Origin of the sequence: Nocardia sp., from assembly GCF_025465275.1 — a bacterium.
Lineage (GTDB): Bacteria > Actinomycetota > Actinomycetes > Mycobacteriales > Mycobacteriaceae > Nocardia.
On sequence record NZ_JAODNK010000103.1, the window covers coordinates 1 to 20,359 of the forward strand.

Genomic DNA, 20,359 nt, shown 5'->3' on the forward strand with positions numbered 1-20,359 from the left:
ACACATTCTTCAAAGCCCAATCAAACCCAGCCCGAATCTGATCCCAATGATCCACCAACCCCTGAATAACCATGATAGCCACCGTAAGCGCCTCAGCCACAGACCCCACCGGCGACAACAACATCGCATAATTGATCAGATCCTGCCCCACAGCCCAAATCTGTGCAGCCTCATCAATAACCCCCTGAGCCCCCACCGAATCAATAACCCCAGAAACAAAATCCGAAACCTTCGAAACCGCATCCCCCACCATAGTCACCAACGCGTTCAAACCATTCGTCACATGGTCTTTGAACGACGACAACATCCGCCCAAACTCAGCCGCTTTCGTCTTCAAAAATGACAAAACCCCATCAGACGACGAAGTATTATTCGCCTGACCGGGTGACACGCCATGCCCATCCGGTAAGGCGTCAGTCGGTGGGGAGGCATCGGCGTCCGATGCGACAGCTGTGACAGCCGGTACAGCGATGGCCGCAGCCGACGCAACGGTTACAACTCGTGCTCGAGCCCTTCTGGGCCGAGTCTTGCGTGGCTTTTTAGTACTCGGCGGCTCGTTCACCATAGTTACGAGGTTGCCACCAGTATCGAGGCGCCGCCTGGTTACTACACCAACTCTACTTTTTCCGTTGCGGCCCTGAACAATTGGAGCCTGCATCTGGTGATACTCTGTATCTAGCGCCTGGCCAGCCTCGAGCTTATTCGACAGATCTCGTACGGCCTTATCTGGATGATTCTTTAGCCAATCACGAAATCCCGCGTCCTTCCGCAGTATGTACCTGAGGTACATCGGAGAACCTTGACGCACTTTATGCCAAACACCTCGGTCATCTTGCACTCGAGATGTTCCGAGTTTGCTTGCACCCCCTTTCGCCTCTATGATCACCAGCTTTCCATGGATCACAGCAACGACATCGAATTTTTCATTTCCGGGGGGTGATACATAAATGTGCCTATCCGCGCCTTCATCAGCAATGCGACGCTCAAGATAGGTCACAGCCGCGAGCTCACCTAACTCCGCCGCGATAGAATTTATGCTTCCTTCCGCATCTCTGGCCGAACGGAAGAAGCGCCCGAACCTCTTGTATTGCCGATCTTTCGCCGTATCGGCAGCCGATTCGGCCATGAGATTTCTGTAATCGGTCGGTGTCTTAGGAATATTCGGCCGCGATGCAGATGCGTTTGGATGAAGTAGATTCCGCAAAGTACCATTGAATTTTCTATTCCGCAGATCATTCATTGGAATTCCGGCATTTGCCGCGGCACGCGGAACCATCGATTTCAATCGATTCCGGCGGATTTTAGCTCTATCTTGAGCTATCGCGAGAAAATCAGCCCTCCGCCTGAAGTCCTCACCAAAATGTAAATTTTCCTGATCCAAATAGGATGCCTCAGCCCCGGGAAGCTGACTAATTCCTTCATTATCCGATGAAGCCATTGCAGGTACCTCGCAATTAACGCGCAGCCCTACCGTGTACGTTGTGCCACAGAGCACATTTTCTTCAGATGCTCAATTACTTCCATAGCATACAAAGTCAATTGAAATCAGGAGCGCCGAAATCTACCATTGAGAGACTTCAGAAATCTGATCGCCGACGATTCTTTATCAAATAGATTTATGGCCATAAAGGTTCACAATCAAGACCCAGTTCGATCGCGACAGTTTACGAATGCATGCGATCTTATAGAGAAGTACGCGTACGCAAAGACAGCCACAGGAGAATTGATAAGAACGGCACCCGAACATGGCTATACTGCCCGACCGTATTACGCATGCGGCGAGGCAGCAGAGAATGGCGGCGGTTGGGGCCTGGCAGCTATGAGACCGACGGCTACATAGGAAGTAGAGCGGCTGGGCAAGACCGCGACGGTACAGCAGCAGAATGATATAATTTGCTCGCGGCCTGCTCTGAACCGTGCAGGCCACGCCTAAAAAATGGGAGCCGATTTCCGACAGGTGATTTCGAGTATCAGAACAAAATCAATCGAAGTATTCAACGGCACCCAACCGTGATATGTCAGGAGCATCGCCTGTAGGGTTCCACGCTTCGACGACGATCTCGGACGTTTGGTCGACGTGATAGGCCTTGTTAATGATCTCCACCACCTCAGCGGCGGCGAGCTCGTACTTTTCAAATACACTGGGCCAGTTTAATTTGTATTTCCAGCTCATGACGCCACCATTTTTGGATGCGTCCCATATGTTTGAAGAAAAAATCGTCTGCGCATCTTGTACGATCGTCGCAGTACTTATTTCATTGAAAACTACTTCACAACTCAAATGATAGTCTATGAGCGCGAAACGGACTATTCCATTTGCGGTCGCTAGCTCGAGTCGTCCATCGTCCGGCATCAACCACAAGGTGGCAGCCAGAGCGGAAATATAGTCATTCCATTCTAATGGGCCACCGTGTAGACCATTCTCAACTTCATCTCCGACGCTTTCTTCTGGTTCAATAAATTCATCCAGATCGTCGTCTTCGTCGTCCTGACGGTCCCACCATTCCTGATACGTGGGATTCACAACGTCTATCTGAATAAATCGACTGCCAACCGCCAATACGATTGCTGCATGCGGTAGATACCAAGCGATCTCGGGCTGATAGCCGGGGCTACGCCTTGTGGGCTCTCCAAGTTCGATCTCGATAAGCGCCGACAGCTCTGCGAATTTATCCACAAGAAAGACATCGAGGTCTGGCATGTCTGGATCCAATAGATCGGTGACGTAGACGGAGACCTGGAGCATTTGCTGATGGCTCTTGCCATGCCGCTTCAGGAAAGCCCGATCGTATGTCACATTTGCGACGGAAGGATCCACGCCAAGCGTGGTCCGAAGGACGGCACCATACTCATCACGCGACTGGATGTTCCAGCTTACAAGCTTGCAAAAGCTCTTGACATCTTTTTTTGTCCAAGACCACTCAAAACCTGCTGCGAGCGTTACGACTCGGACGCCACCGTCGATGTCAACATGCATTTGGAGATACTACTTTCCGTGTGTGGATACCTTGGTCTCCCAGGTTCGATCCAAACCTACCCGGCGACAGTACTCAAGCGGCTATTGGATAGGGAGGGTTCAGCGGGCAGCGGGTTTGAAGATGTCGACGATGCTGTTCATGGTGGCTAGGCGGCGTTCCTCGCGGACGACGTCGAGCGCGGTTTGGGGGCGGGGCATGGGTTTTACCTGGGGTGGGTCTGCGCCGGCGGCGGCGATTACGGCGGCTTGGACGCCCTGGAGGCCGTCGATGATGGAGAGGAGGAGGTAGGTGTCGAGGGTGTAGCCCTCAGGGGTGGGGGGCTCTTCGACCTCTTCGGCTGTGTCGTCGGATTCCTCTATGGCCAGCCAGTATTCGGCTAGTTCGAGGTCCATTGCCAGAGCCGTTTTGTAGTGCGATCCGCGGGGGAGGCGGTCTTTGAAGCGCCAGATGGTGAGCCAGTTGCGGGTGCGGGAGTCTATGGGCCCGAAGCAGTCTCGGAGGTCGATGCCGCGTTCGAGGAGGTCGTAGTCGAGCGCGGCACCGAACTTGTCCCAGAACTCTACGAGCCCTCGGATCCCCCCGGCAGCTCCATGGCGCCTTCGCCGTAGAAGTGGGCGTACAGATCGTTCTGGAATGCGACCCATTCGTCGATGGGGCGGTCGGCGAACAGGTCGTCTACTGCGTCGTAGGCGTCGCCCAGGAGGATTCGTAGCTGTTCTTCTTCGTCGTCGATCTCGGCCAGTAGGCGCGCCTGGCGGCGGGTCAGGGGCTGGATCGCGACGTCGGCGGTCAGGTGGTACGGGCCGCGGCGCTTGGAGGCGAGTTCACGCTGGATCTCGTAGAAGCGGCCTTCGTCACCGCCGGGCGTTTTGGCGACCGTGGATGTTTTGCGGGGTGCTGCCATCAGGGGTTCTCCGGTTTCGTACTGGTGGAACGGATTTACTTGGCGCGCTTGGCGGGCTTGGGCGCGGCGACGGCCGGCTCGGCGTCTTCCTTGACGCGGTGGCCGTGAGCGAACATGGCGTCACCGAATGCCGAGGCGTCGAACACCTGGTACTCGTGGGTGTCGGCGACCATGGTCACCGGGAACTTGGTGGGGATAAAGGACACGGGATAACCCGCTTTCTCTCCGGATGTGGACAGGGAAAAGGTGTGGCCGCGTGCCGTGACCGGAGACGCACGGCACGCGACCACGTTCGTGGACCGTCGACTAGTTGACGGTGATGTTGGCGTTCACCGGCGCCAGTGGGGAGCCACCGGCCGGGGTGTAGACGACACTGATCGTGGCGGCACCCAGGGTCGCGCCTGCGGTGGCGATCACGTAACCGGCCGCGTTGACCGTCAGTCCGGAGCCGCCCGCGGGAGTGAAGCCACAGTTGGCGATCGGCACGACGCCACCGAACTGGTCGGTCACGACCAGCGGCGAGACCGAGGTCGTACCGTGGGTCACGGTCATCGGCGTGATGGTGATGCCGGTGGCGGTGTACTTGAAGCCGGTCGTGGACAGCAGCTTCTGCCAGCCGATGCCGCCGAAGCCGTGGGCGACCGCATAGCCCAGAGCGTCATCCTTGAACGCGGTCAGCGTCAGCTTCTCCGACATCAGGTTGGTGGGGGTCCACTGCTCGCCGCCCCACTTGGTGACCGCGACCTTCGGCATGATCTTGAAGATGTAGGTCGGGTTGGCGTCGGTGCCGTCCTTGCCGATCACGACCGCCGAGTAGTAGTTGATCTGCGGAGTCGCGGGCTGCCAGAAGCCAACCTCGCCGTTGGCCGAATTCGCCTGCACCGAAGACAGATTGGTGTTGGTGGTCAGCGCCAGGTTCAGCAGACTGATCTGCTGCGGCTCGAACTCCAGCGAGGTGACATCGCTGGTGATGTCGTCCCGGACCGGCTGCATCTCGCCGTAGGCCTCGATCGGAGCGGCGGTCACGGCGCGAGCGAAGGACACACCCGACTTCTTGTCGATCAGGCCGACGGACTGGTACGCGGCCGGCAGCGGCAGCAGGTTTCCGGTGGCGTCGGTCATGCTGCCCGGAGTGACCGGGGTCGCGGTCGGCCACGGGGCCAGGAATACCGCGGCATCCAGCGGCTTCAGCAGCAGCTGACGCTGGGCGGCCTTCAGGGTGGTCAACGGAGTGGACGAGATGGGAGCCAAGACAATCTCCATTCATGCGCCCGGCGAACCGGGCTGGACAAGGGGTGAAATGCCGTCTACTGACGGCGGGCGTCGATGGCGAAAGCGAGTTCGACCATCTGGTTCAGCGGGTCGAGGTCCGGGAATTCGCTCGTGCCTCGGCTGCGGCGCAGGTTCGGGGCGCTGAAACGTGGTTCAGTGGAGGAGATTTCCTCCACGTAGTCGATCAGCACGCCATTGACGCGAGTGGAGGCCGGGGCGTTCAGAAAGGCATCGCGCACCTGAATCGCCATGGTCTGAGCCGACGGCCTGTCGTTGTGAAAAACGACCGCCTGCACGTGCGCCTTGTAGGTGATCGCATTGGCATCGAGCGTGCCGCCCGTGGTGCGAACCCAGATCAAGGGCAACGTGATCTGGCTCGCCAGCGCAGGCAAGTAACTCACGGTGTGTGCGAAAGGTGTGAGCAGCCCGATCATGAACTGCTCGAAGTCCGGGAACTCCCCGGCGTATGGGCTGGTCATGCCGCACCCTCCGGTGCCAGGACGACCTCGACGGTTGCGGCGAGCACGCCCGTCATCGGTCCCGATGGCTCGGGCTGCGCGGCCTGAGGCTCAGCAGCGGTGGTTGTGGGCGGCGTTGTCGAATCCGTCATGGTGATCTCCGGAAGTAAGAGGTGCCGATCGGCTCACAGGCCGAACAGCGGCAGGATGAGCGGCAGCAGATCGCCGAGCAGGGCCAAGATGTCTCGAGCAACTTGAAGCATGGGTGAATCACCTCCTTTCGTAGGGACTGATGTGGGTCAGGGGTGGGCATTGAGGATCGCGGCCAGCCGATCGCAGTACCCCTCCGTGCAGTACGCGCGGTTGTGCTGCCCGCCCTGGAGGTAGCCCTCCATGAGCGCCGCCGCCTGCGACCACAGATTCCAGGTCCGCACCGGATGCAGCCACCACCCGAAACTGTCGAGCTGCCAACGGTTTCGGCGGAGCCGATCCGCCAGGGCAGCGGTCCAGCCACCGAGTTCGGCAAAGCTGAAGGCCGATACGGCGTCAGCGAGGGTGCGCAGCGGCGAATCCTCGGAGCATGAGGTGATGCCGTCCTCGGGATTGGCGACTTCCCAGGCCGGGATCTCCCCCGGCCATGGCCCGTGCTGGCCGTTGATACCGAACCCGACCGGGTTCGGATCGATCGAATCACCGGCTACCCGTAGGGGATTGGCGATATTGGCCGCCCAGGCAACCTCGCAGTCGGGGTAATCACCGCGAGCCTTGGCTTCCAGAAAGCGTGTGACCACCTCGGCGCCCAGGCTGTAGCCGAGAATGCCAACCTTGTTGGGAGACAGATGAATCGCCGCGACCAGGGCGCGCATGCCTTGGTCGATCGATTGCTGCTCCGAGCAGCCGGCCACCGAATTCCGCGGATTGGCCGGGCCGATACTGGCGGGATAGTCGACGTCGGGCCCGATCTCGTACTTGGTGGGATCGAGCCTGCTCGTCACGGACACCAGCAGGTTGTCCGGCGAACCCTGCGGTTCTCCGGTACCGCGGCACGTCAGTACGGTGATCACACAATTGCCTTTCGGGAGACGGGGGCAGACATGCGGCACGCTCTCAACCCGCGTGGGAACCGATGGAGGTTGTTCCGGGGGCGTGCCGCATGAGTCGAAGGGAGACGGTCCCACCCGCATCGAAGGGAAGGGAGCGGGTGGGACCGTCGAACGCCCCGTCATCCGCCGGAGCCTGCAACCGCATAGCGGGGAAACAGGAGCGGGAGACTTCGGCGGGCGGGGCGGGTCTTGTAAGTCCAGGTCTCACCCCCGATGCATGAGCATCGGGGGTGAGACCGCGGCACCCCTGCGCGGCGACGGCATCTGCAACCGCGGACCACCTGCGGGAGGCCGGCGCGCTAGGGGCGAGCATGCGGCAAGCTCTGACCCGCTTCATACCTGCAAGGAGGTTTCGGGGGCGTGCCGCATGGGGTCATAAAAAATGCCCCTGACCTGTGAATAAGGTCGGGGCTGGAATCGGCGTGCAGTACTTGGGAGAAGAAGTTGAAAAGCTTTGCCGAGAGGCTTGTTTCCCTGAAGTTCGGGATGAAGGCGCAACTGTGGCGCTGCACAAATCTTCACCCAAGCGAAGCGGAATGTCAACACTCACTCTGAAGATTCTCGAAACATGCAGGTAGGCAAGTGTTTTCGGTGGGCGTCCGCAACATGCAAGAAGACCGTGCCCACCGATGGGCACGGTCTTCGCTGTTCTACTCTCGCACTTCATACTTCGGGCATCAGTACCTCCGAAAGGAGTCGGGAACGAGGTGGCCGGCGTCGGTCAATGCTTCGAAGGCCGCCAACTTCCGAGGGCAGTGGTTCACAACGCACTCGCGGTGCAGGCGCATGATTTCGTGCGCTTGATCGACGCTCGGTGGAGCGACGGGTGCGGTGTGCCAGGCCATTTCGATCAACTCGGACAAGGTGAAATTCATGAGGGTGCGATCGCCTGCTCGATACGGAGCAGCGGTTGCCGGCTGCCCTGCGACGTGGATGCCGTCTTTCGTTTACGGATGGGGTGCGCAAGGTGCGCGTCCAGGACCTCGCCGACCACATACTGTTCCGGCCAGCTCATCGCCCATGGTCCGGGAGTGGGGCTGATCTTCCCCGCATCACGCAGCACTTGGATTCGGCGGACGGTGACGGTTCGGAACGGTTCACCCAATTCCTTTGCCAGCGTGACGATTCCGGACACATTGAGGCGGACCCGGCGCGCGGCTTCGATCTGATTCGCATCGACCGTGAGCGGCGTGAGCGGCGGGCAGATGATGAGAAGGGCGGCCGCTATGACGGAACGGATCTCAGCAGGAGCTGTCTCGACGCCCTCGGTCATGGCCAGCGCGATCAGGTTTCGGTCGAGCCAGCGCGCCAACCCGGCGGTGGACGGGTCGCCCGAATAGTCGAGACCACGCTGTTCACACACCAGGCGGACCCACGACACCAGGATCGAGTGGAGTCGGTCGCGAACCTTCGCCGCTGCCGGGCTGAATGGAAGTGGCTGATCGCTGGAACGGGTATTGAGGCGGAGGTTCGGATCGCCGAGACGAGTCCGGCACGCGACGGCATCTTCCAAATCCTCAGCCAGACCAGGGATCTCACGAAGCTGCTGCGCGAGATCACGCACGGCGGCATGGTCCAGGTATAGGTGAATCGATTCGTCCTCGCGGCGCATCAGATGCTCCCCGAGTTGCCGGTTCGGATACTCAGCACACACTCGGCAACCTTGAAATCCGGCCACCCGCGGTGGCCGATTTCGATCGCCGTATCGCCGCTGATGATTTCGAGCAGCGCGACCTTCCCCGGTGCACTGCTCTCCATGCGGGGCTCCCGAGGGTCGATCGGGCAGCAGTTCCGGGTAGGCAGCAGATCGACGACATCGCGGTTCAACACCGCGGCGATCCGAACCAGCTCGCCGATCTCGAATGAGCTGGTCGCAGCGAGTCTGCCTGCCAATTCGGCGCTGGTCAGCCGGATCTGGGCCGCCAGATCATCCGAGCAAACGCCGGCCCGTGTCATGGCCGTTTCGACACGGACGGCCGTGCATCTATCTAGATCATCCATACGGAGTACCATATGGTCCGTACGGACCTATGGCAACGCTAAACGTACCTTTATCAGATCGTTACCTAGCAAGGCTGGACGCAGTCTCAAGTTCGCATCGATGTTTGCCATAACGCCGTTTGGACTTCACAATGGTCCGCATGGGACTGGAGCACCCGAGTGACGACATCGACCGGGCGATAGGAAACGAGCTCAGGGCCGCACGCGCTCGGTGCGGCCTGACTCGGCAACAGCTCGCCGACACATCAGGTGTGGCGCCGAGCACTATTCAACGATTCGAGAACGGGGAGCGCTCCCCTGACATCCGTCAGCTGTTCGCGCTATGCGACGCCCTCAACACCTCGCCGCAAGAGCTCATCGCCCAGGCTATCGAGTTCCTGAAGCGACCGCGGCAGTAGGTCGGACAGCTCCAGCTTCAGCTCCAGCGACATTCGCACCAAATCCTGAGCAGTCGACACTCCCCACGCAATTCGCTCCGCAACCTCTTCCCCGAGTCGGCTGCCCACGATCTGCATGGCTTCGTCTTTGAAGATCTGAGCGAACCATGCCGCGAATTCGACGTCATGTCCCGTATGCATCGTAGAAAGTTCCCCTACATCAAGACCCATTGGGTCGCATCGAGGCCCCATTGGGCCGCATACTTTCCCCCTGACCTCAGAGACCACCGGCAAGTTGATGACATCGCAATGCGACCTCCAACTCCCCCGCCGGACGGCAATCTGCGAGCTTCCCGCCCCGCCCCTCGGGACAACACCGTCATCCCATGCTCATTCCACCTGTCCTGCAATGCCCAACGACAAAAGGGTTGTCGGGCATCACCGATCGCGACAATGCCGACGGGCGGAGTATAGCTAGATCGTCCGACCTACTGCCCAGTTAGGCTGCTACCCAATCGAATTGAATTGGATACACGCCACACCTGTTGGCATCTGGCTACTTTCAGGCGATCGGATAGGCTGCCCTTCCCTAACGCAACCCGGACAACAATCCCCCTCGGATTGCAAATCCGTTCTGCCAGTTGACGAATAGACAAGTTGCTGCCGGGGCTTGCACTTATGTGCCACATTCGGACATAACGGACAGCAAGGAGTGGGGTCTGTGCCCCTAACGTGGCCCTTTTCCGAAGAAGGCAATCGCACAGGATCGCGGACTCGACTGAAACACGTGACAATTCACACCCGCATCTACGCTCGAGTGGATTGATGCCACTGGGCGTGAATCGGCCGGAATGGAATAGGCGACGGTTACCGAGGCTTCGACGAGTTGCCTTGGGACGGTGCAGGAACGAACGCCGGCACCGGGACAGTCGGCGGAGTGGGAGTCGAGGCAGTACCCGGGGCGACTGTGCCCGGCTTGAGGGCCGCGCCGGGAGCGGGCTGAGGCTGCTGGACTGCCTCGCGCAGGATTCGGAGGAGATCCGGGAGGAGGGGGACGCCGACTTGGGTGCGGGGGTTGGGCTTTGCCGGGGCCGGCTTTGCCGGAGCCGCGGGGTCGGAGACGGTGGGCGCGTTGGGGTCTGCGCTTGTGGGGTCCGAGGTCTGCGGGTCGGCGGGAGTCGCCGGGTCCGCGGGAGTCGCCGGGACCGCGGGAGTCGCCGGGACCGCGGGGGTGGTGGGGTCCGCGGGGGTGATGGGGTCTGTGGTGGTGAGGTCCGGGGTTGTCAGATCCGGGGCGGCGGGGTCGAGAAGGGTTGGGGCGGATTGGAATTCGCTGAGGGCTGGGCCGACGGTCAGGTCGTCGATGGTGGGGGTGCCGGCGTCGGGGGCCGCGGAGTATTCGGCGCGGAGGATGTGGTTGTCGTGGGTCAGGACTTGGCCGGCGGTGGAGTGGACGGCGGTCGCGGTGCGGTCGTCTTCCTTGTCCGTGCCGGGGTAGGCCTGGCAGTCGGTGGTGTCGCAGGTTTGGGCGTAGGAGTAGCGCTGGTCGGCGAGGGCGTAGGAGCGGGCCGCGATCGCTTGTGCGCGTAGGGCTTCCGCGCCGCCCTGGTTGGCCCAGTCGGGGACCATTTCGGCGGGGACCACGCCGAGGAGGTAGTCCTCGATGTCGACCTCGTTGATGACGCGGGGGGCGTCGCCGTCCAGTGCCACGCCCAGGACGCCACGGTAGTTGGGGCCCTCGCAGAGTTCCAGGTGTTCGGCCGCGGGGCGGCCGGTGCCCGATTCCAGGGGGTAGGCGTAGGGGTCGTCGGTGGAGCCCTGCCACAGCACCGGGCCGTCGCAGCCTCGGGTGATGGTGACGTCCGCGCCGGTGGCGGTGGGGGTGAGGTGTGCGGCCTGGCCGGGGACGACACGGCGGCCGGCGACATAGAGTCCAGTTTCGGATTCGACGTCGAGGTTTTTGCCGTCCAGTCCCATGAGGCGGACTCGGACCGGCGTGGATCCGATCGCGGCGATATTCGCGCCGGGGTAATAGTGGGCCAGAATCGTTTCGGCGGTCGAACCGCCGACGGCGCGATCGAACGCGCCATTCTGGCTCAGACCGCGCCCGTGACCGGGGCTGGCGGTGAACTTGTACTCGCCGTTCGGCCAGGCCCAGAGCAGGCCGGCGGTGGTGCCTCCGAGGGTGGTGGCGGCGACTGATAGAGCGATCAGACGCTGGCGTCTGCGCCGCTGACGTAGGTGGCCGTTCGGCATGTCATACCCGTTCTGTCGAGAGCCGAAGCTACATTCGAGTTACCCGAAGCTAATCCTCAACCACACGTTCAGGGATTGTGACAGTTGGGACTAGTGTGATCGTTGGTTCGTCGAGAAGCAACCTCGGCACTCGGCGATCCGCAACGGTTTAACTGGAATGGGAGCTGCTCGTGCCGTACCGCAGAAGGAAACACTCGTTTGCCCTCCCGGTTGCCACGATCCTGGCGATCACTGCGCCGTTCGGCATTATGGCGCTCAGTGAGTCCCCAGACGTGCGGACGACCGATGAAAGCAACCTGGCAGCAATACCAGCGGAAATGGCTGAGGTCGCACTCGCCACCGCGCCCGATCTGGTGCTGCCGCTCCGCGAACTGACGGGGCTCAATCTGCCGGATCTGCACCTGTCCGATCTGCGCATGCTGCCGCTGCCCAAGTCGATCCGTATTCCGCAGGGACTACCGCTGCCGCCGGGTGTCCGACTACCCAGCGAGATCCAGCTGCCGCGACTGGGGCAACCGGTCAAACCGGGCTCTCACGTCGGCCCCTTCTCCCCCGCACCCGGTCACATCGCCGAACCCGGGCCTGAGGTCCCGGAACCGGCTCCCGGCAGCGCGCCCGAGGCGCCGGCCGCACCGGACAACGAATCCGTCCCGGCCCCAGCAGATCCCGCCGCACCCGGCGCGGAAGTGCCTGCCGCAGCACCGGAAACCCCCGCAATCCCCGATATCAAGACCGATCCCCGCACCCCCGCACTCGCACCCAATGCGGTGCCCGGCGACCTGGCGGACAAGGTCGGTGCGCAGGTCAAGGAGCTCAGCCGCGACACCCCGTTCAGCATGGTCGCGCTCACCGCGCCGCAGCTGGTCGGCACCACCGCGCTGATCCGGGCCAAGCGGGCCGACGGCGGCTGGGGACCGTGGTACCCGACCGAGGCCGTCGACACGCCGGCCAAGAAGCCCGGCCGTACCGGCACCGAGCCGATTTATGTCGGCAATACCAAATCCGTGCAGATCCTGGTGACGCGCAAGAATGCCGCGCAGCCGGTAGACGCACCAGCGGTACCGAATGCGCAGCCGGTGCCCAATGCACCTGCGCCGGACGCGCAGGTGGTGCCCGCTCGGCCCGAGCCCGCGCCATTCACCGATCACTCCGGTGATCCCGCCCAGATCAATCTGGAAAAGCTCGCGGCGGTCCTCATCGATCCGGGCCGCGGGGCGGCCGATGAGAATCTCACTCAGGTAGCGGCCGCGCTGCCGGGTGGCGGGCCGAAGGTGATCAGCCGCGCGCAATGGGGCGCGGATGAATCGCTGCGCTGCGAGGAACCGACCTATGACGATGCCGTGAATGCCATTACGGTGCACCACACCGCGGGCCGAAACGATTACACGCCCTCGGAATCCGCGGGAATTGTGCGTTCCATTTACAACTATCACGCAAAGACGTTGGGCTGGTGCGATATCGGCTACAACGCACTCGTCGACAAGTACGGTCAGATCTTCGAGGGTCGTTACGGCGGGCTCGATCGTCCGGTCGAGGGCGCGCATGCGGGTGGATTTAATATCAATACCGCCGGTGTGGCTTTCATGGGCGATCACGAGACGGAACCGCCGACCGAGGATGCCATTCAGGCGATGGGCAAATTCATCGGCTGGCGTTCGAAGATCGCGGGGGTGGATCCGGAAGGTTCCACCACCATGTATTCGGAGGGCAGCGATTACACCCGCTATGCCCTCGGCCAGGCGGTGAAACTGCCGAATATCTTCGCGCACCGCGATGTCGGCAACACCACCTGCCCGGGCGATGCCGCCTACGACCTCATGGATCGGCTGCGTTCGATCGCCGAGACGGTCGCGGGTAAGACGAGCGCTCCGGCGCCCAAGCCGACTCGCCCCGGGCCGCAGCAGAATGCCGGGAGCCCGGCGCCCGGGACGAGTAACCAGGCGGATCTGGCATCGCTGGCCGACCTGACCACCAAACTGCTGGGCATGCTCGACAAGAGCCCGGTGGCGAAGTACTACGACGCGTCCGGCGGCCCGAACGGTCCACTCGGGCAGGCGAAGTCGGAGCCGCAGCCGACCCCGGACGGCGGGCAGTACGCCGAGTTCGTGAACGGCAATCTGTATTCGGCTCCGGACGGCAAGGTCTTCGCGGTGGTCGGCAAGATTCTGGAGCGCTTCCTGCAATTGGGCGCCGGTACAGGCGTTCTGGGGGTGCCGACAACCAGTGAGTACCCGGTCGAGGACGGGGTTCGGACCGACTTCCAGAACGGCTCACTGATTTTCAGTCAGCTGACGGGGCTCGTGACCACCGTGATGAAGAATTTCACGGGCGGTCAGGATCCGATTCCCGCGCCGATTCCGGCGGTGCTGAACCATGAGCAGCAGGCCGCGCCCATTCCGGCGGCAATTCCGGAACCGGCTGCGGGGCCGTAACTTTCGGTGACAAACGAGAAGGCCGGTGCGATAATTCGCACCGGCCTTCTCTGCTATCAGGCTGTCAGGACCACCAGCGTTCGAGGACGCGGGCCACGCCATCCTCGTGGTTGGCGGCGGCGACCTCGTCGGCGGCGGCGATCGCTTCCGGGTGCGCATTGCCCATGGCCACACCGTGGCCCGCCATCTTGAGCATGGGCACATCATTCGGCATGTCCCCGAAGGCAATCAGCGCCGTGTGCTGCACACCGAGCCGCTGCGCGACGGAGGCCAGCCCCGTCGCCTTGGTGACTCCGGGCGCGGAGAGTTCGATCAGCCCGTTGTCCGTCGAATAGGTGAGGTCGGCGCGCCCGGCCAGGGCAGGCTCGAGTACCGCGCGCATATCCCCGCTGGACGCACCGGGCAGCCGGATGAGCATCTTGATGGCAGGCGCGGCGATCACCTCGGCGCGCGACACCTCGGTGTCATCCGGATTCAGCCACGCGTGCTCGTACTCGGGAGAGCTGACGAATTGCGGGGTGGCCGCATCGTGCGCGGTGGCGCCGACGCGTTCCGCGGCCAGACCGCAGCCCGGGAGCAGCCGCTCGGCCAGATCCGCGGCCCACGCGAGCGTCTCCACATCGAGCGTCCGGCTGGCCAGAATGCGGTCGGTGGCGCTGTCGTAGATGACCGCCCCGTTCCCGCAGACGCACAGCGGCGCGTAACCGAGTCCGTCGACAACCGGGTCGATCCAGCGCGGTGGGCGGCCGGTGGCGAGCACAAACGGCACACCGTCCGCGATGAGGGCGTCGATCGCGGCTTTGGTGCGCGGGCTCACCTGCTCGCCGTTGTCGATGAGTGTGCCGTCGACATCGGTGGCGACCATCTTTGGTTTGGGCAGGTGGAAGAGAGTCACCTAGTCCATCCTGCCTGAAAGCCGCGCCCGAAATGGCCGCGGTGCACGAATTGCCCGTCATTGGCTGCACCTGTTACCTCGCCGCAGCCACACCCGTTACCCGCCCGATGCCACCGTTGTAACCCGCCACCCGGTGCGCGCAACGCACAGTTATCCACAGGTATCCCTATGATCTGGGCTAGAACTCGACCCGAGAGGGACTGATGGCCGGTTTTCTACTGCGACGCGCGCTGAACTATGTCGTACTACTAGTGCTCGCGTCGTTCCTGGTCTTCACGGTGGCGTCGCTCACCTTCACCCCGCTCGACAATCTGGAGCAACGCAACCCGCGCCCTCCGCAGTCGGTCATCGACTCGAAACGGGCCGAGCTGCACCTGAACGACCCCATCCCGCAGCGCTATCTGGTGTGGGCCGGGGGCGTGGTGCACGGAGATTTCGGCAAGACCCTCGCCGGGCAGCCTGTCAGTCAGGAGTTGCCGCGCCGCATCGGGGTGTCCCTGCGCCTGCTCATTATCGGCGCGATCACCGGCACCGTGCTGGGTGTACTGATCGGGGCGGCGAATGCGATCCGGCAGTACAAGTTCAGCGACTACCTCAGTACCGTCCTGTCGCTGCTGCTGCTGTCCACACCGGTGTTCTTGCTCGCCACCCTCCTGAAATACGGTGCGCTGGAGATCAATCTGTCCACGGGGAAGCAGATCTTCCTGTACACGGGCGAGACTTCGGCGACGCAGGTGCACGGACTGTGGAATCAACTGGTGGACCGCGTCCAGCATTTGGTGGTGCCGACGTTCGGACTGTCGCTCGGCACCATGGCTGCGTACAGCCGCTATCAACGCAACGCGATGCTGGACGTGCTGGGCAGTGACTTCATTCGCACCGCCCGCGCCAAGGGCCTGACCCGCAGCCACGCACTGTACAAACACGGGCTGCGCACCGCTCTCATACCGATGGCGACCCTGTTCGCCTACAGCTTCGGCGGTCTCATCACCGGTGCGACCTTCACCGAGAAGATCTTCGGCTGGCACGGCGTCGGTGAATGGCTGGTCGACGGCATCAACGCCCAGGACATCAATATCGTGCTGACGGTGACCCTGTTCGCCGGGCTGGTTGTGCTGCTGTCCGGCCTGCTGTCCGACATCGTGTACGCGATTCTCGATCCCAGGGTGCGTGTCGGATGACAGACGTCGAGATCATCGTTCAAGGCGCGCCGCAGGCGGCGACCGGGCGACGGAAGCTGGTGTGGCGGCGCTTCCTGCGCAACAAGACCTCGGTGACGGCGGCGGTGATACTGGTGGTGATTTTTGTGGTGGCGTTCACGCTGCCGCACTTCCTGTCCTACAACTACACCGATATCGATCCGACGGCGAAATTGCAGCCACCGAACGGACAACACTGGTTCGGCACCACAACACTCGGCGAGGACGTGCTCGCGCAGACGCTGCGCGGTCTGCAGAAGTCGCTGATCATCGGATTCGGCGCCGCCATTATCGGCGCCTTCATCGCGACCATCGCCGGATCGGTGGCCGGACTGCTCGGCGGCTGGAGCGACAAGGCCATCATGTGGCTGGTCGATCTGCTGCTGGTGGTTCCCAGCTTCATCATGATCGCTCTCTTCGCGCCGAAGACGAAGGGCAATGGCTCGATCGTGCTGCTGACGCTGCTCATCGCGGGCTTCGGCTGGATGATCAGCGCACGCATCATCCGAGGGCTGTCCATGAGCCTGCGCGAACGTGAATTCGTCCGTGCCGCACGGTATATGGGGGCTTCCACCTGGACGGTCATCACCACGCACGTGGTGCCGAACATCGCCTCCTATCTGATCATCGACACCACGCTCGCGGTCGGCGGCGCGGTTATGGCCGAAACCGGTTTGAGCTTCCTCGGATTCGGCGTGCAACCGCCGGATGTGTCACTCGGCTCGCTCATCGGCACCTACAGCAAGTCGGCGCTGACCTACCCGTGGACATTCATGTTCGCCGGCGGATTCCTGGTCGCCATCGTGCTGTGCGCGAACCTCATGGGAGACGGTCTGCGGGACGCCTTCGACCCGGGCGCGAAGAGGGCGCGGGCCAAGTCGGGTAAGAAGCGAAAGGTTCAGGCATGAGCGACGATTCGGCGGAGCGGCGGCGAACGACCACCGCGCCGCTGCTGGAGGTCGGGGACCTGCGTGTGTCCTTCCCGGGCGAGGAAGGGCGGGTCGATGCCGTCCGCGGTGTGAACTTCGCCGTCAATGACGGTGAAGTGCTCGCCATTGTCGGCGAGTCCGGCTCCGGCAAGTCGGTGTCCTCGATGGCGATCATGGGACTGCTGCCCGAACAGGCGCGTGTGCACGGATCGATCCGGTTGCGCGGGCGAGAACTGCTGGGGCTGGGCGACAAAGAGATGTCCACACTGCGTGGCAGCCGGGTGTCCATGGTGTTTCAGGACCCGCTGTCGGCGCTGACGCCGGTCTATCGCATCGGTGATCAGATCGCGGAAGCGCTACTGGCACACCGCAAGATGACCAAGCACGAGGCCGCCGCCAAGGCCATCGAACTGCTGGAGCTGGTCGGCATTCCCGAGCCGGAGGTGCGCGCCAAATCGTTCCCGCACGAGTTCTCCGGTGGTATGCGGCAGCGCGTGGTCATTGCCATGGCCATCGCCAATGATCCCGAGCTCATCATCTGCGACGAGCCCACCACCGCCCTCGATGTGACGGTGCAGGCGCAGATCCTGAATCTGCTGCGCAAGGCACGGGACATCACCGGCGCGGGCGTCATTTTCATCACCCACGATATGGGCATCGCCGCCACCCTGGCCGATCGCGTGGCGGTCATGTATGCCGGGCGGATCGTCGAAACCGCACCGGCCACAGAGCTTTTCCGTGAGCCGCGGATGCCGTACACGGTAGGCCTGCTGGGCTCCATCCCGCGCATGGACGGTCCGGCGCGGACTGCGCTGATTCCGATCGTGGGCGCCCCGCCCGCCATGCACGCGCTGCCGGCCGGCTGCACGTTCGCGCCACGCTGCCCGGTCGCCGTCGACGACTGCCTGGCCGCCGAACCGCCGCTGCAGGACACCGGTCCCGGGCATCGCGCCGCCTGCATTCGTACCTCGGAGATCGGCTCTCAGCAACTGTTCACGGCCTACCACAAGGAGATCGAGGCGCCAGAGCAGATCGCGGAGGTCGACACGTCGCAGGTGGTGTTGAAGGTGACCGATCTGCGCAAGACCTTCCCCATCACCCGGGGCGTAGTGCTGCGCCGCAAGACCGGCGAGGTGAAGGCTGTGGACGGCATCAGCTTCGAAGTGCGCGCGGGCCGGACGCTGGCGCTGGTCGGCGAATCCGGATCGGGCAAGTCGACCACGCTCACCCAGATCATGGATCTGCTGCGCCCGGAGAGCGGCAGCATCGAGATCCTCGGCCACGATGTGACAACGCTGACCAAACCGCAGCGGCGCGAGATCCGGCGCAAGATGCAGATCGTCTTCCAAGATCCTTCGGCTTCGCTGGACCCGCGGCTGCCGGTCTCCGATGCCATCGCCGAACCGCTCCGCATCAACGGCCGCTCCCGCGAGGAGATCAATCGGCGGGTCCCGGAACTGCTGGAACTGGTCGGACTGCGACCCGAGCATGCCGACCGCTACCCGACGGACTTCTCCGGCGGGCAGAAGCAGCGCATCAATGTCGCGCGCGCACTCGCACTGGATCCGGAACTGCTGGTCCTCGACGAACCCGTGTCCTCCCTGGATGTTTCGATCCAGGCGGGCGTCCTGAACCTCTTGCGCGACCTGCAGGCCGAGCGTGGATTGTCGTATTTGTTCGTCTCCCACGACCTGTCGGTGGTGCGTAATCTGGCCCATGACATCGCGGTCATGTATCAGGGGCAAATCGTCGAATACGGTCCGGCGGAACGCATTTTCGCCGCCCCGGAACACGAGTACACCCGCGCGCTGATCGACGCGGTGCCGGTTCCGGCCACGACTCGATAGGAGAGTGTCCGATGCGTAGTGGACGAGTATGCGCCGCACTGGTACTGGCGGCCGGGCTGGTGCTGGCGGGCTGTAGCGGCAACACCACCGCGCCGACCGGTTCGGCCGTGCTCGGCACCGCCTCGGATATCAATCCGCATCCGCGCGATGACATCCAGGACGGCGGCAATCTGCGGCTGGCCACGCCCGAGATACCCGTGAACTGGAATACGCTCCAGATCGACGGCAATGACGGCGATTACGCGGACATCATCAGATTCATGATGCCGCGCGCGTACAACACCGACGCGGCGGGCAATCTCACCGTCAACCACGACTACTTCACCGATGTCCAGCTCACCGGCACGAATCCGCAGGTGGTCACCTACACCATCAATCCGAAGGCGGTCTGGTCCGACGGCTCGCCGATCACCTGGACAGACCTCGCCGCTGAGGCAAACGCGCTGAGCGGCAAGGACACCCGCTTCCTCATCGCCCTGTCGAACGGCTTCGACCGGGTGGCCAAGGTCGAGCGCGGCGTCGACGACCGGCAGGCCGTCATCACCTTCGACAAGCCGTACGCCGACTGGCGCGGCCAGTTCGCGGGCAATTCCATGCTCTACCCGAAATCGGTGACGGCCGACCCGGATACGTTCAACAAATCGCTGCTGAACGGTCTCCCCTTGTCCTCGGGACCGTTCCAGCTGCAGTCCATCGACCGCTCCGGTGGCCTGATCGTGCTGAACCGAAATCCGAAGTGGTGGGGTGATACCCCGAAGCTGGATACCGTCACCATCCGCGTCCTGGACCGCAATGCCTGGACCCAGGCGGTGCAGAACAAGGAACTTGACGCGGCGCTGCTCAGCACCGTCGACGACCTGCAGAACCTGCGCGGGGTACCCGATGTGTCGATCCGGAACGCCCCGCTGAACCGGTGGCGCTACTTCGCCTTCAACGGCGCGCCAGGCTCCATCCTCGCCGATGCTGGTCTGCGCGTGGCGATTTCGAAGGCCATCGACCGGCGGCGCATTGCCGAAACCATGCAGAACGGCCTCGTCGATAAGCCGGAGCCGCTCAACAGTCATGTTTTCCTGCGCGGCCAGCACGGCTATCAGGACAACAGCCTCGGCTTCGATCCGGACGCCGCCGCGAAGGAACTCGACGCGCTCGGCTGGGTGCGCCAGGGCAACAACAGGTTCAAGGACGGCAAGAAACTGGTGATCCGGGACGTCTTCTACAACGATGACACCTGGGTGCAGATCGCCAAGCTGATCCAGCAGGACCTGGGCAAGATCGGCGTCGAGTTGACCATCGACACCCGACCGGCGCAGCGCTTCTTCACCGATGTCATCCAGCCCGGCGACTTCGACGTCTGCCAGTTCTCGCTCTCCGGTGACGCCTTCGTCTTCAACAGCCTGCCGCAGATCTTCGGGTTGTATCCCAATGACCTGCAGGTCAATTACGGGCGCATCGGCTCACCGGAGCTGAACGACCTCATCGACAAGACCCTGTCGGAGCTGGACCCGGAGCAGGCCATCGCACTCGCGAACCAGGTGGACCGCAAGGTCTTCGAAGAGGGCCACTCGCTGCCGCTGCTGCAGAACGAAGGAAACTACGGGGTACGGTCCGAGCTGGCCAACTACGGTTCGCCCGGGCTGGCCTCGTACGACTACACCTCGATCGGGTTTTTGAAATAACCACCGTTCGAAGTAAGCAACCACGAGCCGTC

Annotated in this window: 20 protein-coding genes; 6 read left to right on the plus strand and 14 right to left on the minus strand. The window is 62.7% G+C overall.

The features are described from left to right. The 11 genes from JWN03_RS24000 to JWN03_RS24050 all read right to left on the minus strand — a co-directional run. Positions 1 to 1,438, minus strand: a 1,438-nt coding sequence (locus JWN03_RS24000) for a hypothetical protein (protein ID WP_297619200.1), incomplete at its 3' end; no start/stop codon positions are given. Positions 1,439 to 1,981: 543 nt separating this feature from the next. Next, positions 1,982 to 2,977: a DUF6301 family protein gene (locus tag JWN03_RS24005; protein ID WP_297619204.1), complete on the minus strand. Its 996-nt coding sequence runs from the start codon at positions 2,975 to 2,977 to the stop codon at positions 1,982 to 1,984. A 99-nt stretch (positions 2,978 to 3,076) separates the two neighbouring features. Then, entirely contained in the window at positions 3,077 to 3,370 is a 294-nt protein-coding gene (locus JWN03_RS24010) for a hypothetical protein (RefSeq protein ID WP_297619209.1), read from the minus strand. Between the two features lie 167 nt (positions 3,371 to 3,537). Beyond that, the gene (locus JWN03_RS24015) at positions 3,538 to 3,882 is read right to left on the minus strand and encodes a hypothetical protein (protein WP_297619212.1); all 345 of its coding nucleotides are present in this window, start codon (positions 3,880 to 3,882) and stop codon (positions 3,538 to 3,540) included. Positions 3,883 to 3,917: 35 nt separating this feature from the next. Continuing rightward, positions 3,918 to 4,088 carry a hypothetical protein gene (locus JWN03_RS24020; protein WP_297619214.1) on the minus strand — a complete coding sequence of 57 codons (171 nt, stop codon included), beginning with the start codon at positions 4,086 to 4,088 and terminating at the stop codon, positions 3,918 to 3,920. A 100-nt stretch (positions 4,089 to 4,188) separates the two neighbouring features. After that, complete coding sequence (locus tag JWN03_RS24025; protein ID WP_297619217.1) at positions 4,189 to 5,133, minus strand: hypothetical protein; 945 nt, start codon at positions 5,131 to 5,133, stop codon at positions 4,189 to 4,191. A 56-nt stretch (positions 5,134 to 5,189) separates the two neighbouring features. Next, complete coding sequence (locus tag JWN03_RS24030; RefSeq protein ID WP_297619220.1) at positions 5,190 to 5,633, minus strand: hypothetical protein; 444 nt, start codon at positions 5,631 to 5,633, stop codon at positions 5,190 to 5,192. Continuing rightward, positions 5,630 to 5,764 (minus strand): hypothetical protein, encoded by a 135-nt coding sequence (locus JWN03_RS24035; protein WP_297619223.1) that lies wholly within the window; start codon positions 5,762 to 5,764, stop codon positions 5,630 to 5,632. The genes JWN03_RS24030 and JWN03_RS24035 overlap by 4 nt, the downstream gene beginning before the upstream one ends. Before the next feature lie 147 nt (positions 5,765 to 5,911). Next, complete coding sequence (locus JWN03_RS24040; protein ID WP_297619226.1) at positions 5,912 to 6,676, minus strand: PE-PPE domain-containing protein; 765 nt, start codon at positions 6,674 to 6,676, stop codon at positions 5,912 to 5,914. A 910-nt stretch (positions 6,677 to 7,586) separates the two neighbouring features. Then, complete coding sequence (locus JWN03_RS24045; RefSeq protein WP_297619228.1) at positions 7,587 to 8,327, minus strand: hypothetical protein; 741 nt, start codon at positions 8,325 to 8,327, stop codon at positions 7,587 to 7,589. Then, positions 8,327 to 8,716, minus strand: a complete 390-nt coding sequence (locus JWN03_RS24050; protein ID WP_297619231.1) for a hypothetical protein — start codon at positions 8,714 to 8,716, stop codon at positions 8,327 to 8,329. Before JWN03_RS24050 ends, JWN03_RS24045 begins: the two co-directional genes overlap by 1 nt. 140 nt (positions 8,717 to 8,856) lie before the next feature. On the opposite strand from JWN03_RS24050, the gene JWN03_RS45560 reads away from it, so the two are divergent. After that, positions 8,857 to 9,114 (plus strand): helix-turn-helix domain-containing protein, encoded by a 258-nt coding sequence (locus tag JWN03_RS45560; protein ID WP_366914468.1) that lies wholly within the window; start codon positions 8,857 to 8,859, stop codon positions 9,112 to 9,114. On the opposite strand, the gene JWN03_RS24055 is transcribed toward JWN03_RS45560, so the two are convergent. Both JWN03_RS24055 and JWN03_RS24060 read right to left on the minus strand, forming a co-directional pair. Beyond that, positions 9,037 to 9,294: a hypothetical protein gene (locus JWN03_RS24055; RefSeq protein ID WP_297619234.1), complete on the minus strand. Its 258-nt coding sequence runs from the start codon at positions 9,292 to 9,294 to the stop codon at positions 9,037 to 9,039. The two genes, JWN03_RS45560 and JWN03_RS24055, sit on opposite strands and share 78 nt — an antisense overlap. A 666-nt stretch (positions 9,295 to 9,960) precedes the next feature. Further along, the gene (locus JWN03_RS24060) at positions 9,961 to 11,349 is read right to left on the minus strand and encodes a SpoIID/LytB domain-containing protein (RefSeq protein WP_297619236.1); all 1,389 of its coding nucleotides are present in this window, start codon (positions 11,347 to 11,349) and stop codon (positions 9,961 to 9,963) included. Positions 11,350 to 11,666: 317 nt separating this feature from the next. Here JWN03_RS24060 and JWN03_RS24065 point away from each other — a divergent pair, with 317 nt between their 5' ends. Further along, positions 11,667 to 13,781 carry an N-acetylmuramoyl-L-alanine amidase gene (locus tag JWN03_RS24065; protein WP_297619239.1) on the plus strand — a complete coding sequence of 705 codons (2,115 nt, stop codon included), beginning with the start codon at positions 11,667 to 11,669 and terminating at the stop codon, positions 13,779 to 13,781. Between the two features lie 64 nt (positions 13,782 to 13,845). Here the strand turns inward: JWN03_RS24065 and JWN03_RS24070 are convergent, their stop codons facing one another. Next, positions 13,846 to 14,646, minus strand: a complete 801-nt coding sequence (locus JWN03_RS24070) for an HAD family hydrolase (protein WP_297619270.1) — start codon at positions 14,644 to 14,646, stop codon at positions 13,846 to 13,848. A 233-nt stretch (positions 14,647 to 14,879) separates the two neighbouring features. On the opposite strand from JWN03_RS24070, the gene JWN03_RS24075 reads away from it, so the two are divergent. The 4 genes from JWN03_RS24075 to JWN03_RS24090 are packed head-to-tail and all read left to right on the plus strand — an operon-like array spanning position 14,880 to position 20,327. Beyond that, positions 14,880 to 15,857, plus strand: coding sequence for an ABC transporter permease (locus JWN03_RS24075; protein WP_297619242.1), 978 nt, complete (start codon positions 14,880 to 14,882; stop codon positions 15,855 to 15,857). Next, complete coding sequence (locus tag JWN03_RS24080; RefSeq protein ID WP_297619245.1) at positions 15,854 to 16,783, plus strand: ABC transporter permease; 930 nt, start codon at positions 15,854 to 15,856, stop codon at positions 16,781 to 16,783. Before JWN03_RS24075 ends, JWN03_RS24080 begins: the two co-directional genes overlap by 4 nt. After that, positions 16,780 to 18,651 carry an ABC transporter ATP-binding protein gene (locus JWN03_RS24085; protein WP_297619250.1) on the plus strand — a complete coding sequence of 624 codons (1,872 nt, stop codon included), beginning with the start codon at positions 16,780 to 16,782 and terminating at the stop codon, positions 18,649 to 18,651. Before JWN03_RS24080 ends, JWN03_RS24085 begins: the two co-directional genes overlap by 4 nt. A gap of 11 nt (positions 18,652 to 18,662) precedes the next feature. Further along, entirely contained in the window at positions 18,663 to 20,327 is a 1,665-nt protein-coding gene (locus JWN03_RS24090) for an ABC transporter family substrate-binding protein (RefSeq protein WP_297619252.1), read from the plus strand. The last annotated feature ends 32 nt before the right edge of the window (positions 20,328 to 20,359 follow it).

Bases quoted from the DNA above. Each gene is read 5' to 3' on its own strand.
- JWN03_RS24005 (WP_297619204.1), bottom strand. From the start codon at position 2,977: ATGCATGTTGACATCGACGGTGGCGTCCGAGTCGTAACGCTCGCAGCA.
- JWN03_RS24010 (WP_297619209.1), bottom strand. From the start codon at position 3,370: ATGGACCTCGAACTAGCCGAATACTGGCTGGCCATAGAGGAATCCGAC.
- JWN03_RS24015 (WP_297619212.1), bottom strand. From the start codon at position 3,882: ATGGCAGCACCCCGCAAAACATCCACGGTCGCCAAAACGCCCGGCGGT.
- JWN03_RS24030 (WP_297619220.1), bottom strand. From the start codon at position 5,633: ATGACCAGCCCATACGCCGGGGAGTTCCCGGACTTCGAGCAGTTCATG.
- JWN03_RS24035 (WP_297619223.1), bottom strand. From the start codon at position 5,764: ATGACGGATTCGACAACGCCGCCCACAACCACCGCTGCTGAGCCTCAG.
- JWN03_RS24045 (WP_297619228.1), bottom strand. From the start codon at position 8,327: ATGCGCCGCGAGGACGAATCGATTCACCTATACCTGGACCATGCCGCC.
- JWN03_RS24050 (WP_297619231.1), bottom strand. From the start codon at position 8,716: ATGGATGATCTAGATAGATGCACGGCCGTCCGTGTCGAAACGGCCATG.
- JWN03_RS45560 (WP_366914468.1), top strand. From the start codon at position 8,857: ATGGGACTGGAGCACCCGAGTGACGACATCGACCGGGCGATAGGAAAC.
- JWN03_RS24055 (WP_297619234.1), bottom strand. From the start codon at position 9,294: ATGCATACGGGACATGACGTCGAATTCGCGGCATGGTTCGCTCAGATC.
- JWN03_RS24060 (WP_297619236.1), bottom strand. From the start codon at position 11,349: ATGCCGAACGGCCACCTACGTCAGCGGCGCAGACGCCAGCGTCTGATC.
- JWN03_RS24065 (WP_297619239.1), top strand. From the start codon at position 11,667: ATGGCTGAGGTCGCACTCGCCACCGCGCCCGATCTGGTGCTGCCGCTC.
- JWN03_RS24070 (WP_297619270.1), bottom strand. From the start codon at position 14,646: ATGGTCGCCACCGATGTCGACGGCACACTCATCGACAACGGCGAGCAG.
- JWN03_RS24075 (WP_297619242.1), top strand. From the start codon at position 14,880: ATGGCCGGTTTTCTACTGCGACGCGCGCTGAACTATGTCGTACTACTA.
- JWN03_RS24080 (WP_297619245.1), top strand. From the start codon at position 15,854: ATGACAGACGTCGAGATCATCGTTCAAGGCGCGCCGCAGGCGGCGACC.
- JWN03_RS24085 (WP_297619250.1), top strand. From the start codon at position 16,780: ATGAGCGACGATTCGGCGGAGCGGCGGCGAACGACCACCGCGCCGCTG.
- JWN03_RS24090 (WP_297619252.1), top strand. From the start codon at position 18,663: ATGCGTAGTGGACGAGTATGCGCCGCACTGGTACTGGCGGCCGGGCTG.